The sequence below is a fragment of the Brevibacterium sanguinis genome, from assembly GCF_039528855.1.
Taxonomy (GTDB): domain Bacteria; phylum Actinomycetota; class Actinomycetes; order Actinomycetales; family Brevibacteriaceae; genus Brevibacterium; species Brevibacterium sanguinis.
Genome location: NZ_BAAAMB010000016.1, coordinates 299632 through 314864, shown reverse-complemented (window position 1 = coordinate 314864; position 15233 = coordinate 299632). Strand labels below are relative to the sequence as shown.

Sequence of the window (15233 nt, the reverse complement as noted above, 5' to 3'; positions counted from 1 at the left end):
CGGTCAGTGGGTGCGGGAGATCGTGGGCACGGCGGCGAGCAGTGCCTTCGTGTAGTCGTGCTGGGGTGCGTCGAAGATCTGGTCCCTGGCGCCCTGTTCGACGATGCGACCAGCCTTCATCACCGCGACCTGGTGGGCGACCTGCCGGACGACGGCGAGATCGTGGGCGATGAAGATGAAGGAGAGGTCCCGTTCTCTCTGCAGGTCGACGAGGAGGTCGAGCACCTGCGCCTGGACCGAGACGTCGAGGGCCGAGACCGCCTCGTCGCAGATGACGAGCTTCGGGTCGACGACGAGAGCCCGGGCGATGCCGATGCGCTGCGCCTGTCCCCCGGAGAACTGCCTGGGGTAGCGACGAGCGTGGTCCGGGTTGAGTCCGACGCGCTCCATCGCGGCTCCGACGAGCTGTCGGTAGCCGCCGGCGACGCGGCGCTTCTGGTAGCGCAGGGGTGCGGAGATCACCTCCTCGACGGTGTGACGCGGATTGAGCGAGGAGTAGGGGTCCTGGAACACCACTTGGACTCCGCTGCGGAAGTCCCGCAGCGCCGCCCCCGAGCGTCCGGTGACCTCGACTCCGTCGAACTCCATTGTCCCCGAGGTGGGGTCGATGAGCCGGGCGATCATCCGGGCCGTCGTCGACTTCCCGGAACCGGACTCACCGACGATGCCGAGGGTCTCGCGCCGGTGGACCCGGAACGAGACATCATCGACGGCGGTGACCGTCTGCCGGCGCCCGGTGCGGAACTCCTTGCGCAGATTCGTCGCCGCGAGGAGCGGGGTGGTCGTCGGGGTCATGACTGGGTCCTCTCTGCACCGGTGAGGATCGGCTCGGGCAGGTCGATGGCATCGTCGAGGCGCGGGGTCGCTGCGAGCAGCGCGCGCGTGTACTCATGGGACGGTGCGGCGAAGACCTCGGCGGCGGTGCCCTGTTCGACGGTGACGCCGGCGCGCATGACGGTCACGTGATCGGCGATCTGACTGACGACGGCGAGATCGTGGGTGATGAAGAGCATCGCGGCACGGGTCGTCTCCTGCACCTCGGCGAGGAGATCGAGGATCTGCGCCTGCACGGTCACGTCGAGGGCCGTCGTCGGTTCGTCGGCGATGATGAGCTCGGGTTCGCACACGAGCGCCATCGCGATCATCACCCGCTGACGCATCCCCCCGGAGAACTGATGGGGGTAGTGACTGACCCGGTTGCCCGCGTCGGGGATGCTCACACGGTCCATCGCCTCGGCGGCCCTTACCATCGCGGCCGCCTTCGACCCTCCCTTGTGGGTCCGGTACGCCTCGGCGATCTGGAAGCCGACCGTGTAATAGGGGTTGAGGGAGGACAGCGGATCCTGGAAGATCATCGCGATCCGATCCCCGCGGAGGCGGCGCAGGGACGACTCCGACCGGTCGAGCAGCTCGTCACCGCGGAAGCGCACCGACCCCGAGGTGGTCGCCTCCTTCGGCAGGAGTCCCATGATCGCCAGCGACGTCATCGACTTGCCCGATCCGGACTCGCCGACGAGTCCCATCGTCTGCCCGCGCTCGATCGAGAACGAGGACCCGTCGACGACGGTGCCGAGCGGAAACGCGATGCGCAGGTCGGTCACCGACAGCACCGGGCCGTCCGGTCCGGCGGCAGGGGGCAGGGCGGTCATGCGGCACTCACTCTCACTCGCGGGTCGAGGACCCGGTACAGCAGATCGACGACGAGGTTGGCGATGATCACCGCGAAGGCGGCCAGGAGCGTCACGCCCATGATCACCGGCTGGTCGTTGACGGCCAGCGCGTCGTAGGCATACCGACCGACGCCGTTGAGACCGAAGACGGTCTCGATGATGAGCGAGCCCCCGAGCAGGGTCGCGAAGTCGACCCCGAGGAGGGTGACGATCGGGGTGAGCGACGGACGCAGGCCGTGGCGGGTGAGCACCGTCGCAGGCCGCAGTCCCTTGGCCCGGGCGGTGCGCATGAAGTTCTCGCCGAGGGTGTCGATGACGTTGGTGCGCGTCAGCCGCGCATACATCGCCGCATACATCAGCGCGAGCACCATCCACGGCATGAGGTAGGCCTGGAACCACTGGACGGGGTCCTCGGTGAACGGCACGACCGACGGGAACGGCAGCCACTGGAGTTCGACGACGAGGAGGTATTGGAGGACCAGGGCGACGAAGTAGCTCGGCAGCGACAGGCCGGCCAGGGCGAGCATCATCGCGCCCCTGTCCCACCACGTGCCCTCCTTGACCGCACTGATCACCCCGGCGGCGACACCGGTGAGCAGCCACAGCACGGCCGCACCCGCGGCGACGGTCACCGAGACCGGAAGCCGGTCGAGGATCCCCTGCAGCACATCCTGGTTGGACTGGAAGGAGTAGCCGATGCACGGGGCGTCGCAGTGGATGACGGAGCCGCCGGTGCCGTAGTCACGGCCGACGACGAGCCCGGCGAGGAACGTGAGGAACTGGGTGAGGAACGGTTCGTTGAGGCCGAGCTGGTTGCGGATGGCCTCGATCCGGTCCGGGGTGCAGGTCTGCCCGCAGATGCTCGCGGCCGGGTCCGGCGAGAGCTGGAAGAAGATGAGGAACGTGAAGAAGACGACGCAGAGCATGACGATCACCGCCGCCACCAGTCGCTTGGCTATGTAGGAGATCATCGCAGGCCACCCGCCCAAATCTTCTGGAGGTTGTCACCGAGCACCGTGAAGGAGAGCACGGTGAGGAAGAGGAACATGCCGGGGATGACGAAGAACATCGGGGCCGTCGAGTACCACGGCACCGCGGCGGAGATCATCTGCCCCCACGACGGGTCGGGCGGGGTGACTCCGACGCCGAGGAAGGACAGCCCTGCCTCGGTGGCGATGAACATCGGCACGGCCAGGGTCGCCATGACGATGATCGTGCCCGACAGGTTGGGCAGGACCTCCCGGAACACCAGAGGCGCCCAGCCGGCCCCGGACGTCTTCGCCGCCTCGATGAACTCACGGTTCTTCAGCGCCAGCGTCTGTCCGCGGATGACTCGCGCGGTGCCCGGCCACGAGAACAGGCTGAGCACGATGACGAGCAGCAGCGGACGGTTGCCCTGGGGCAGCGCCGAGAGGATCGCGATCATGAAGATCAGGGCGGGGAACGCCATGAGGAAGTCCATGAGGCGGGAGATGACGGCGTCGACGATGCCCCCGAGGAAGCCGGCGAGCACACCCATGACGACGCCGATGAGGATCGTGATCGCGGCCGCGCCGATGCCGATGAGCATCGAGATCCGGGCCCCGTAGGCGATCCGGGCGAAGATGTCCCGCCCGGTCTGGGGTTCGACTCCGAACCAGTGGTCGCCGCTGATGCCCCCGAACGCGCCCCGCGGGACCCCGCCGAGCGCCGGATCGACCGCGGACTCGTCGTATTCGAAGGGACTGTAGCCGGAGAGCTGCGTGATGAACGGGGCGAAGGCGGCGAGCACGACGATGACGCCGAGGAAGCCGAGGGAGAGGATGACCGATGGTCTGCGGAGGATCCGGCGCAGCGCCTGTCGCTCCGGGGAGAACGTTTCCCCCGGGCCGGGCTGCCCGAACTCCTGTGCGGTGGTCGTTTGCGATGTGGTCACGGCGCGGTCATCCTTCCGGGTCGAGCAGACCCAGCTGCGCGTAGTCGATCGACCCGGTCCGCGGCGGGCTGGCGAAGGCACCGCCGACGTTGGTGCCCACGAGCTGCAGCGGCTGGGGTCGGACGAGCGGGACGACGGGGGCGAGTTCGAGCACGCGCTCGCTGATCGCGGTGTAGGCGGCGTTCTTCTCGTCGACGTCGGGAATGACGGCCGCCTCGTCGATCGCCTCGTTGAGTGCGGGGTCGTCGACCTGCGACATGTTGGCATTGCCGGTCTCGGCGATGCGGTCGCCGTCGAAGAGCGGCGCGACCGTCTCACCGGAGAACCACCCGGTCGTGCACCATCCGGCGATCGTCAGCTCGTTCTGCTGGCTCGGCGTGGTGATGACCTCGTAGTAGGTGGCCTGGTCGATGACGTTGAGGGTGACGTCGATGCCGGCCTTCCGCAGCGACTGCTGCAGGGCTTCGGCCTGCGCCTGGCCCATCGGCGAGGACCTCACGTCCATGGTCACTTCGAGGTTCTCGACCCCGGCGTCCTCGAGCATCTGCGCGGCCCTCTCCGGGTCGCCCCGGTCCTCGGGCGTGCCGTAGGGATCGGCGTCGCTGAAGTCCGGCATGTTCGGCAGCGACAGGTTGGGTGAGACGTTCGCCAGGTTCGGGCCGCCGCTGGCGTTGACGACACTCGCCTTGTCGACGGCCCAGTTGATCGCCCGCCGGACCTGCAGGTCGTCGAACGGCTCCTTGCTCGTGTTCATCACCATGTAGTAGTTGCACGCCGGGATGTTCTGCACGGTTCGCGCGGACAGGCTCGGGTCGCCGATGATCCGCGCGAGACTGGCCGCCCCGGCGGCGTTCGTCGCCGCGGAGACGGCGTTGGAATCGGCGCCCAGGCCGGACATCAGCCGCTGGTCGATGGTGTTCTGGTCGAGGCTGAGCGTGAACTCGTAGCCGTCGGGATAGGCCGGGCGGATGTCGTCGGTCTCGGGGTTCCAGTTCTCGTTCCGCGCCAGTGTCAGCGTCTCGCCGGGTTCGTAGGACTCGACGACGTAGGGCCCCGAGGAGATCGGATCGTTCTGGATCTGATCGACGGCGGTGACCTGGTCCTTGGGGAACGGTGTCGCCGGTGCCGTGGCGACGACGTCGGGGAAGTCCGCCATCGGCTCATTCGTCTCGATGGTGATCGTCCGGTCGTCGATGACCCGGATCGAGTCGAGGCCGGCGGGGTCCTGGAACACGCCGGCGTAGTCGGACGCGCCCTTGACGTAGTTCTGCAGGTATTCGAGTCCGATGGCCAGGGACGGGTCGAAGGAGCGTTCGAAGCCGAACTTCACATCCTCGGCGGTGATCGGGGTTCCGTCCTCGAACGTCACGCCCTCTTTGAGGGTGAAGGTCCATTCGGTCGCATCCTCGTTCGGCGTGCCCGTGTCCTCGGCGAGATCGCCGACGAGCTCGACCTCCCCGGTCTCCGGGTCGTGCTGGTACTGGGTGAGCGTGCGGTAGAGGAGGTTGTAGAGGTTGAGGACGTTGCCGTCGTTGCCCATCGCCGGGTCGAGGTAGGAGAAGTCGACGCCTCCGAGGATCTCGACGACCCCGCCTCGCTGGGGCTGTCCGGTGTGGGCGGCGAAACCGGTCTGCTCATCGATGATCGCCTGCGATGCGCTGTCGGTTCCGGTGCTGCCGGTGGCGCAGGCACTGGCGAACAGCGTGGTCGCCGCCGCGAGTGCGGCGATCGACACAGCTCGGTTCTTCACTCGTCGTCTCCTTCGACTGTACTGTCGTGGAACATGGGCTCGATGTAGATGTCGGGGCAGACACAACCGGGATTGCAACATATACTGCAGTCAAGCCGGTGGCGTCAGTTCCCGTGATTAAGAGGGTTTCCTTGACGCTTCCGCGAAGCTTCAGCGTCATGTGTAACCCGAGCCACACTTATCAATATAAGTCAGTGCAACATTTATTGCAAAGGGAGTGTCCGATGGGGATCATCGCAACGTGGGTGGACAGCCTGATGGCGCAGCGGAAGCTGTCACCGGGGTCGACGGCCGTGCTCCGGACGATCGCCGATGATCCGGAGACGGCGTCCTATTCGAGTGCGGCGGCGCTGGCCGACGCCGCGGGAGTCAATGTCGCAACCGTCGTGCGCGCGGCGCAGGCGATCGGCTTCTCCGGCTGGTCGGAGCTGTCGACGGAGGTGCGCAATCGCTTCCTGTCATCGCTCGATGCCGACAAGCACTTCGCCCGCAACGCCGAGGCGGGGGCCGGGCAGCCGTTGAAATCGCTGGTCAAGGATCTTGAGCTCATCGAGCTCCTCGCCGAGACGCTGACCGAGGAGGCGATCGACAACGTCGCCTACCTCATCGCCGCCGCGCAGGCGACGACGGTCGTGGCCACCGGCTCGTTCCTGGCCCCGGGTGCCGTGCTCGCCCACAACGGGCAGGCCCTCGGCTACCGGATCACCCTCAGCGACGGCCCGATGACGAGCATGATCAACGACGTCCGCATGCTCCAGCCCGGAGACTGCCTGCTCACCTTCTCGATCTGGAAGACCAGCGCGAGCATCCTCCCGCTGTGCGAATACGCCAAGACCCAGGGCATCAGGCTCATCGTCATCGCCGATCAGCGCTCGCAGCTCGCCGAGCTCGCCGATGAGCTGATCCTCGTGCCGTCCGAGGGCACCGGGCCCACGGCGTCGGCGACGGGCGCGGTCGTCGTCGCCCAATGCATCATCAGCGCCCTGGCGAACCTCGATCCCGAACGGTCGCGGGCCACCCTCGAAGAGCTGCAGAAGGTGTGGTCCCTCACCGGCGCCGTCGCCAGCGACTGAGGCCGTCGGGCTGAGTCCGGCTATCCCAGACTGTCCCAGGCCATCCGCTGCCTCAGCGCCGGCGCCAGCACGAGCGCCGCGAGGACACTGCCGGCCAAGAGCACCCACGCCCCGAAGTACGTGAAGAGCTTGAGCTCAGGCGCCAAGGGCGGCCCGAAGTCGGCGGCCATGAGGATCACTCCGCCGAGGATGAGCGCCGTCGAGACGATCACCTGGATGAACTGCTCGACCGTGGACTTGAGCAGGTTCTTGATCATCGAAATGTTCAACCCGCTCGTGCCGACATCGAGAGTGCCGTCCTGCAGGTGTCCGGCGATGCGGGCGACCTGGGCCGGCAGCTCCGCCATCTGCGGCAGCGTCGCCGCGAAGTAGAGGGTGATCTCCTGCCGGTCGATGCCCAGACCACCGACCTGCCGGAGCAGGTCCTTCCCGTTCTGCGTCACGAGGGTGAGCAGATTGAGCCGCGGGTCGAGCTTCATGATCGAGCCCTCGAGCGTGCTGATCGCCCGGAACGCCGTGGCGACCGACGTCGGCATCGGGAACCCGTAGTCGACGACGAAGTCGATGAGCTCGCCGAAGAGCGCCGCCGACGTCGACCCGGGCCGACCGTCGCCGTACTTGAGCATGATCTGCCCGATCTCGCGCTGGAGCTCGCGCAGATCGACATCGCTCGGCGCCCCGAGCAGTTCGAGGATCGCCGCGGTCGCCGCCTGCGAGTTCTGCGAATCGAACGCCATGAGCAGGAGCGCGATCGCCCGCCGATCCCGCTTGTCGATGAATCCGACCGCCCCGAAGTCGACGAGTCCCGCCCGTCCGGCGGAGGAGACGACGATGTTGCCCGGGTGGAGGTCGGCGTGGAAGATCCCTTTGCCGAGCACCTGCCGGACGACCATGAGGAAGAGGTCCTGAGCGATCTCGGCCCGGGCGATCTGCGACAGCTCGGAGACCACCTCGGTGGCATGCGACAGGGGAACGCCCTCGACGAGGTCCATGACGATGACGTACTCCCCCGACAGCTCGGGGTAGACATTGGGAATGTGGACGACCGAGGGCCGCGAGGAGTTCTGCCGCCCTACCTCGTCGGCCTCCCGCAGCGCTTCGATGTGGGCGAGCTCGCCCCGGTAGTCGAGCTCCCCCATGAGCGAATCGACGAAGCTGTTGGCGAGTTTGACGACCCCGACTTTCTTCGCCCAGTCAGTCGACCGCTCGAGCCGAACGGCCAGGGTGAGGACGATGTCGGCATCGGCCTTGACCTGCTTGCGGATCTTCGGCCGCTGCACCTTGACGGCGACGACCTGACCCTCCCACGTCACGGCACGGTGGACCTGGGCGACCGACGCGGCCGCGAAGGGGACCTCGTCGAACTCAGCGAACACCTCGGCGACGGGACGGCCCCACAGGGCCTCCAACTGGCCTTTCACCTCGGCGAAGGGAACCGGGGGCACCCCGGCCTGGAGTTTGGAGAACTCCTCGACGAACTCGTGCGGGATCATGTCACCGCGGGTCGCGATGAACTGTCCGAGCTTGACGAACGTCACCCCGGCGGCGGCCAGGGCGTCACGGGTCGTCGCCGCGATCTCGCGCAGGGACACCCGGAGCGTCGGGATACGGGGTTTGAGGTACCGACCGAGGCCGAAGCGGATGAGGATCTTCTGGACCTGGGCGAGCCGGTTGACGCGGCGATACCAGGTGGGCACCTTCGGCACGGAGCGCAGCACCGATGACATCGTGCCGGTCGGCATGACGAGTTCGATGGCGAGGAGGATGAACATCTGGATGACGATGAACCACGCGAAGAGGAGGAGGAAGACCATGATCGCGGGGAAGCTCATGTCGAGGCCGGGGTAGGCGTTGTCCTCGGAGATGCCGAGCAGCCGGTACGCCTGCAGGGTGATCGGCCAGATCGAGAGGCCCATGATGAGGGAGACGACGATGTTGCGGGCGGCGCCGGTGCCGACCGGCATCATCCGCCTGACGAGGAATCCGACGATGACAGCGTTGATGAGACCCAATCCGATGGAGTAGAGGATCGTCATCCGCACTCCCCTTTCGTCGCCCTAATCCTCGTTGCCGTCGTCACCAGCCTAATTGATCACCTCTGATGAACCTGTGGATCGTCATTGAGAGTTCGCAGTGCATCGAGGAGGTCGGTGATCTCGCCGGCGGTAGCCAGCTCGGTGGGGACAAGGGCACTGATGCGGCGAGTGCCGACCTCGGGGATCGAGATCGCCGCAATGCCCTCGACCGCGGTCGTTCGTCGGGCGCTCTGCGGGAGCAGGGCCACGCCGAGGCTGTTCGACACGAGCGCTTGGATTGCTCCGGGATTGTCGGTGATATGCCGGGTGCGGGGTTCGAAACCGGCCCGACGGCACAGGCGTTCCGCGGTCGAACGGCAGCGTTCGCACCCCATGATCCACGGCAGCTCGGCGACGTCGGTGAGCGCGTGGATCTGGCCGGCCCGGTTCCAGCGTTCCGGGACGAGGAGGTCGAGTCGATCCTCGCCGAGGTCGACGACCGTGGCGTTGTCGAGCTGAGGTGGGTCTTCGTCCTCGTGGTGGAAGACGAAGGCGACGTCGATCGCGCCGTTCTCGAGCAGGGTGAGCGCTTCGGGCGGTTCGGCTTCGACGACTTCGTAGGAGTGGCGGGTGACGTTGTCCGGGCGGGTGTCATCGCCAGTCTCGAGAGTGCCGAGGGCGGCGGCCAGCGGTCCGATGACGAAGCTCGGGAAGCCGGCGAGCCGGACGTTGCGTCCGCCGAGGCCGAAGGCCGTGGCGAGGTCGCGGCGCAATCCCGTCACCGAGGCGGCGACCTCGGTCGCGCGGATGAGGGCAAGCTGACCCGCCGTGGTGAGCACGATGCCGCGCGGGGTCCGGTCGAACAGCGAGACGCCGAGGTCCTTCTCGAGGGCGCTCATGTGCTGGGAGAGCGCCGGCTGCGACCACCCGATCTCCCGTGCGGCGGCCCCGAGGCTGCCGGCCTGGGCGACAGCGCCGAAGAGGAGGAGTCGTTTGGGGTCGCCGGTGGTGAGCGCGTGGTCGAACTGCTGAGACATAAGTCCAGCTTATGGCAAGTCAGCGCGAACTGGGTCTACTCGGGATGTTCGTGGTGCGGGAGACTGGAAGACATAAGGAATGCGGATCATGCGGCCGGTCGCTTTCGGCGCGGATCGCGTGCGGGAACGGGTATCGAAGGAGATTGACGATGCGGAGAATCGGATTGCTCGGCGGAATGAGCTGGCACTCGAGCATTGAGTACTACACGAAGATCAATGCGGCGGTCGCCGAGCGCCTCGGCGGTCATCATTCGGCGCAGATCCTCCTCGACTCGTGCGACTTCTCCGGGATCCGTGACCTCCAGATCGCCGAGAACTGGGAGGGCGCCTCAGCTGCTTTGGCTGCGACCGGTCAGCGTCTCGTCGACGGCGGCGCCGAGGCGGTGGCCATCGCGACGAACCTCATGCACAAGACGGCGCCGACGGTCGAGGCCTCCGTCGACGTCCCGCTCATCCACATCGTCGATTCGATCGCGGCGATGGCGAAGGACCGCGGGTATTCGACGCTGGCGGTGCTCGGAACCAAATGGACGATGCTCGACGGCTTCTACACCGAGCGCCTCGAGGCGCAGGGCATTGCCACGCTCATCCCTGATGAGGAGACGTGCCTCGAGGTCGATCAGATCATCTGGGACGAGCTCACTCAGGGCAGCTTCACCGAGGCCTCCCGTGCCCGCTACATCGAGATCATGCAGTCGCTGGCCGATCGCGGTGCCGATGCCGTGGCGCTCTCCTGCACGGAGATCGGTCTCCTTGTCCCGCCGGACGTCGCTCCCCTGCCGGCGATCGATTCCGTCGACGCCCATGTCGCGGCGATCGTCGAGTGGATGATGGCGGACGAACTCGTCTCGGCGTGAGGTCGGCGCTGATCCGCTGAGGATTGCGGCCCTCTGACGACCGATGCCCCAAAAGCAATCAAGCTTGTATCCAAAGATTCATTCCGGTAGGTTTCCCGCGTAGGACATCCCACGTTTTATGTTCACTTCGGGACCCGAGGATTGAGGCGTCCCGATCGACCTTCATCGGAGGAGGAGCATGGACGCTCCAGGTCTTGGCGGGCTCAATTGGGCCGTGATCATCATCTATCTCTTGGCGACGCTGGCCATCGGCGTGTGGTTCACTCGCAAGGCTGGTGAGAGCACGGATGCGTTCTTCAGAGCTGATGGGCGCATCCCCGTGTGGGCGGCCGGGTTCAGCATCTACGCCACGACGCTGTCGGCGATCACGTTCATGTCGACTCCTGAGCAGTCGTTCCTCAATGACTGGTCCTATGCGGCCGGCAACATTGCGATCTTCCTCCTTGTGCCCGTGCTCGTCGCGTTCTACATTCCGTTCTTCCGCAAGCTCGACGTCACGACGGCGTACGAGTATCTGGAGGCGCGTTTTGGGCCGAGCATCCGAGTCCTCGGGTCGGTGCTCTTCGTGCTCTTCCACATCGGGCGGGTCGCGATCGTCGTTTATCTGCCGACGTTGGCGATCAGTTCGGTCACCGATATCAGCCCGGCACTCATTGCCGCGGCCGTCGGTGTGCTCTCGGTGATCTACACGTTCCTCGGTGGGATGGAGGGCGTCATCTGGTCGGACGTTGCTCAGGCCATCATTCTTCTCGTCGGGGCAGGGGTCATCCTCGTCTTCGGCATCGCTGCCATCGACGGCGGCATGGCGACTGTTGCCTCTGATGCGGCGAATGACGGCAAGTTCATCACGGCTGACAATTGGACGATCGGCGGGGCGGCAGCGGCGATTCCGATCATCTTCCTCGGATCGGTGTTCAACAACCTGCATCAGTACACGGCGAGCCAGGACGTCGTGCAGCGGTATCAGACCACGGATTCTCCGAAGGCGGCGGCGAGGTCGCTCATGGTCAACGGGTTCCTCGCGCTGCTGACGATTCCGCTCTTCTATGGGATCGGCACGGTGCTCTACAGCTATTACCGGCATGCAGGGTCGCTTCCCGAGGATTTCAACACCTCGGCGCTCGTCCCGTACTTCGCGGTCAACGTGCTGCCGGCGGGAATCTCGGGACTGCTCATCGCGGCGATCTTCGCGGCCGCGCAGTCGACGATCTCGTCGAGCCTCAACTCCATTTCGGCGTGCGTCACCGTCGATCTGCGCGATCGGTTCTTCCCACCGCGCGATGGTGTTGCCCGCTCAGGTGTGGGGTTCTCTCGGATGGTCATCGTCGTGGTCGGTGCCGCGTCGGTCGCCGTGGCGCTCTATCTCGTCGCCACCGATCAGGCCGAGACGTGGGATCTGTTCCTCAGCATCACCGGGCTCTTCGGTGTTCCACTGGCCGGGGTTTTCGCGCTTGGGATCTTCACCAAGCGCGCCAACACGTTCGGGGTGCTCAGCGGTCTGCTGCTCGGTGCCGGGCTGGCCTGGTACGTCCAGAACATCATCGGCCTCAACCCGTTCGCGATCTCGATCGTCGCGTTCGTGGCGTCGGTAGTCCTGGGATATGTGATCTCTCTGCTGACAGGGTCGCTCGCAGGTCGCACGGATCGCGACGTCCTGCCGTTGACGATCTACGGGAAGCGGGAGACTTATGTGCCACCTAGCGACCGAGGGTTCTCAGAAGCAGAAAGCCGTAGCTAGTCGGCTCATGCCTGTGCAGAAACAGGAATCTCCTCAAGCCCGTTCTTATCACGCATCCACCGCAGTCCATATGAGTCAGTGAACTTCAGTGTCACCACCCGCCAGTTCCTATTCTTCGTAATCGGGCGAACAATCCCGTCGATGTCTTCTCGCTGGTCGGGGAAAGTCCAACCGTACTTTGGGTGCTCTCCGGCGACAAAATCACCGGGAGGCAACACCTCCATAGTGAATGGTGCTAGTTTGACAGGATCACTTCCCTTGGACACCGAGTAGATGCTGGTGACCTCTACGTCGTACACGGGAGAATCGGTACTATTGTGCACTAGGATTCCGTTGCTCAGGGCCGAGCCATCGTGAGGAATGATCCTGACACACCACGATGCTATGCCGCTCGCCTGGATCCTCTTCTCCCGCTCTCTCGATTTTTCATCTCGTTTGGACTCAACCTTATAGAGGTCTCTTGAGGTCTCATACAGGTTTCTTGAGGTCCGAGCCGCCCATACAGCAGCAATGAGTGCGCATAAAGCGACAACCGCCGAGACCCACTCTGCAACGTTACCCACTTTTCTACTCCTAGCTATGTCAATGCGTCGGCGCCTTGGATTCAACTAGCCGTGGATCCGTGATCCTGACCTCCCATCGTGATCCCCACGGCCAGTTTTCCAGGCCATCCAGCGCGCATCATCATGCACTTCATCGCCACCTAGTCCCGCTTCATCTATAGAGCAACAAGCACGAACAATGTCTGTTGTTATCAATCTACACTCTCTATAGGCTCTGAGTGAGTGTCATATTCTCACAAACAAGGGTTACAGCGAAGGAACCACAGAGGTTGCTTAGTGATTGAAAGTCGTATTCGTTGGTCTGAAGACCGGCGCTCAGCTGGAGAGGGGAAGCTTTCCAGTCGAACTTCGCAATCCATGCCCCGAGGCCCGAGACTGCAGGGAGCTTGCTGGTTCAACCTTCTCGTTAAAAGTTCGAAGCAATGGTCTCGATTTCACGATGGTTTCTCGGTGCTCCTCCGAAGGACTCGACAGCGCGACTATGGCCCCGCCTACTCCGTACGACATCGACTGCTCAAAGGCGATCGCTGTGCGGATGAGGACGCTGAGGTCGACGGCACCGTTGAGGGAGAAGTATCCGATAGTTCCGCTGTAGACGCCGCGGGGGCCGCTCTCAAGTTCGTCGATGATCGACATTGTGCGATGCTTCGGGGCTCCCGTCATCGAGCCCGGCGGGAAGGCTGCTCGAACACAGTCAACGGGAGTCGCTCCCCTGCCCAGGTGCGAGCGCACCGTTGACACCAGCTGATGGACCGTCGCATAAGTCTCGACGTCGAAGAGCTTGGGAACCTCGACCGATCCCAGCTCGGCAGTGATGCCGAGATCGTGACGAACCAGATCGACGATCATGAGATTCTCGGAACGGTCCTTGACCGACGACCGCAGATCGTCCTTGAGAGCCTCGTCTTCCTCAGCTCCGCTCCCCCGCGGTCGAGTTCCCTTGATCGGCTTCGACTCCGCCTCGCCACCAGCCGAGATCCGCAGGAAGCGTTCCGGCGACGTGCTCAGCACGCTCACCTCGGGCGATCGCAGGAATGCACCGAACGGCGTCGGATTATCTCGCCTCAGATCGACATACGTCTCCAGGGAGTCGCGCGTCCACTGCGTCTCGAGCATGTTCGTCAGGCAGACCTCGTAGGTCTCCCCGTCATTGATAAGTCGCTGTGCCTCGGCGATGAGCTCAAGATACTCCGCTTTCGAATGTCGGGCGCTGAGACCAGGGATGCCGGCGAAATCCTCCGCAGCGACGCTTCGATGCTCGTGTCCTTCTGGAGCTGCGGCCTGCATCTCGACGTCGGCAGGCTCATCCACCGATCGCGCAGCGGTCACTGATACATCATCGAGTGACGGCATGCCGATCACTTCGGCAACCACATCGAGCCACCCTTCACACTGGGCGCTATCAACTCCGTCCCCGCTGAGCGCCAGCAGATAGAGCGTGCTCGTCTCGTTGTCGATGACGACGGCGCGATCGAGGAACATCATGAGAGCGTCCGGGGTGTCGGCCTCGCGCTTGAGCGGCGAACCGACTTCAGCCTTGAGCTCGTAGCCCAGATACCCGACCCATCCGAGGCGGAACGCGAACGGCAGATCGCCTCCGTCATCGGCGTAGGTGAGGTCGACCGAGCCGATATCGTTCTTGAGCCAATCGAAGAATCCCGATTCAATGGTTTCAGTGCCGTTTCCCGACCGCACTTCGAGCGTCCCGGTGGGGACGTCTGCTCTCACCGACCGACTCAAAGGCCCCGTCGGGGCGCCCATGATCGAGAACCTCGAATCGGGATGACCGGGCATGTTGCCGTCGAGCCACACTGCTTCGGGCTCGTCGCCGTAGAGCGCGCTGAACACGTTCAATGCGGTGCCGCGAAGTGGCAGCTGACGCACATGCACGGCGAGTTCCCGACGCGACACATCTTCATTCGCGAGCTGATCACCCTCGACCGCTTCATTGCGAAGGAAGCGCGCAGGCGACGTCCCCTCGCCGGCCACCGAATCAGCCGTCGAAGGAGACACCTCGTGCCCCGTCCGCGCCCACCATTCCTCGGTCAGTCGCCGGAAGTTCCGCAACAGGTCAGCCGCGTGCTCGGTGACGATCGACTCCGGGTGGAACTGCACACCCCACTGTGGTCGCGTCGTGTGCGCCAGCCCCATGAGCACACCGTCATCCGACCATGCCGTGGGCACAAGGCTCGACGGCAACTCGGTCACTGCGAGCGAGTGATACCGCGCCGCCTCAAACGGCGACGGCAGCCCGGCAAACAGATCCGTACCCGAATGCTGAATCTCGGACACGCGCCCATGCCGCGGCTCCGGCGCGTGCGCCACCGTTCCGCCGTGAACGTAGGCGATCCCCTGGTGCCCGAGGCACACGCCGAGCACCGGAATCTCCGCATGTGCAATGACGTCGGCACAGATCCCGAAGTCAGCGGGAACCTCGGGCGTCCCCGGCCCCGGTGAGATGACGACATTGTCGAATTCCTCAAGCACGGCCAGCGAGTACTCTGCCCAATCGTTGGGCACGACGACCGGCTCGCAGCCATTCACCTCGGCGAGGAGATGGAAGAGATTGAACGTGAACGAGTCGGCATTGTCGATGAGCAGCGTTCGCACCCGAT

12 protein-coding genes are annotated in these 15233 nt (G+C 64.9%); 3 read left to right on the top strand and 9 right to left on the bottom strand.

Going from position 1 to position 15233, the window contains the following annotated elements; genetic code table 11:
- Positions 1-3 precede the first annotated feature (3 nt).
- The 5 genes from ABD154_RS17430 to ABD154_RS17410 are packed head-to-tail and all read right to left on the bottom strand — an operon-like array spanning position 4 to position 5335.
- Entirely contained in the window at positions 4-795 is a 792-nt protein-coding gene (locus ABD154_RS17430) for an ATP-binding cassette domain-containing protein (RefSeq protein ID WP_198499078.1), read from the bottom strand.
- On the bottom strand, positions 792-1649 hold the full coding sequence (locus ABD154_RS17425) for an ABC transporter ATP-binding protein (protein WP_198499079.1): 858 nt from the start codon (positions 1647-1649) through the stop codon (positions 792-794). The genes ABD154_RS17430 and ABD154_RS17425 overlap by 4 nt, the downstream gene beginning before the upstream one ends.
- On the bottom strand, positions 1646-2641 hold the full coding sequence (locus ABD154_RS17420; RefSeq protein WP_198499080.1) for an ABC transporter permease: 996 nt from the start codon (positions 2639-2641) through the stop codon (positions 1646-1648). Before ABD154_RS17420 ends, ABD154_RS17425 begins: the two co-directional genes overlap by 4 nt.
- Positions 2638-3585, bottom strand: a complete 948-nt coding sequence (locus ABD154_RS17415) for an ABC transporter permease (protein ID WP_232623629.1) — start codon at positions 3583-3585, stop codon at positions 2638-2640. Before ABD154_RS17415 ends, ABD154_RS17420 begins: the two co-directional genes overlap by 4 nt.
- A 7-nt stretch (positions 3586-3592) precedes the next feature.
- Entirely contained in the window at positions 3593-5335 is a 1743-nt protein-coding gene (locus tag ABD154_RS17410) for an ABC transporter substrate-binding protein (protein WP_232623630.1), read from the bottom strand.
- A gap of 224 nt (positions 5336-5559) precedes the next feature.
- Here ABD154_RS17410 and ABD154_RS17405 point away from each other — a divergent pair, with 224 nt between their 5' ends.
- Positions 5560-6408 (top strand): MurR/RpiR family transcriptional regulator, encoded by an 849-nt coding sequence (locus tag ABD154_RS17405; RefSeq protein ID WP_198499082.1) that lies wholly within the window; start codon positions 5560-5562, stop codon positions 6406-6408.
- Between the two features lie 20 nt (positions 6409-6428).
- Here the strand turns inward: ABD154_RS17405 and ABD154_RS17400 are convergent, their stop codons facing one another.
- Together ABD154_RS17400 and ABD154_RS17395 are read right to left on the bottom strand one after the other, a co-directional pair.
- Positions 6429-8444: an ABC1 kinase family protein gene (locus ABD154_RS17400; RefSeq protein WP_198499083.1), complete on the bottom strand. Its 2016-nt coding sequence runs from the start codon at positions 8442-8444 to the stop codon at positions 6429-6431.
- A 56-nt stretch (positions 8445-8500) separates the two neighbouring features.
- Positions 8501-9460, bottom strand: a complete 960-nt coding sequence (locus ABD154_RS17395; protein WP_198499084.1) for a LysR family transcriptional regulator — start codon at positions 9458-9460, stop codon at positions 8501-8503.
- Positions 9461-9609: 149 nt separating this feature from the next.
- Between ABD154_RS17395 and ABD154_RS17390 the strand changes: the two genes are divergently transcribed.
- Both ABD154_RS17390 and ABD154_RS17385 read left to right on the top strand, forming a co-directional pair.
- Positions 9610-10317, top strand: coding sequence for an aspartate/glutamate racemase family protein (locus tag ABD154_RS17390; RefSeq protein WP_198499085.1), 708 nt, complete (start codon positions 9610-9612; stop codon positions 10315-10317).
- 178 nt (positions 10318-10495) lie between these two features.
- Positions 10496-12055, top strand: coding sequence for a sodium:solute symporter family protein (locus ABD154_RS17385; RefSeq protein ID WP_198499086.1), 1560 nt, complete (start codon positions 10496-10498; stop codon positions 12053-12055).
- Between the two features lie 5 nt (positions 12056-12060).
- Here the strand turns inward: ABD154_RS17385 and ABD154_RS17380 are convergent, their stop codons facing one another.
- The gene (locus ABD154_RS17380; RefSeq protein ID WP_198499087.1) at positions 12061-12618 is read right to left on the bottom strand and encodes a hypothetical protein; all 558 of its coding nucleotides are present in this window, start codon (positions 12616-12618) and stop codon (positions 12061-12063) included.
- A gap of 315 nt (positions 12619-12933) precedes the next feature.
- Positions 12934-15228 (bottom strand): aminodeoxychorismate synthase component I, encoded by a 2295-nt coding sequence (pabB, locus tag ABD154_RS17375; protein ID WP_232623631.1) that lies wholly within the window; start codon positions 15226-15228, stop codon positions 12934-12936.
- Positions 15229-15233: the final 5 nt, after the last annotated feature.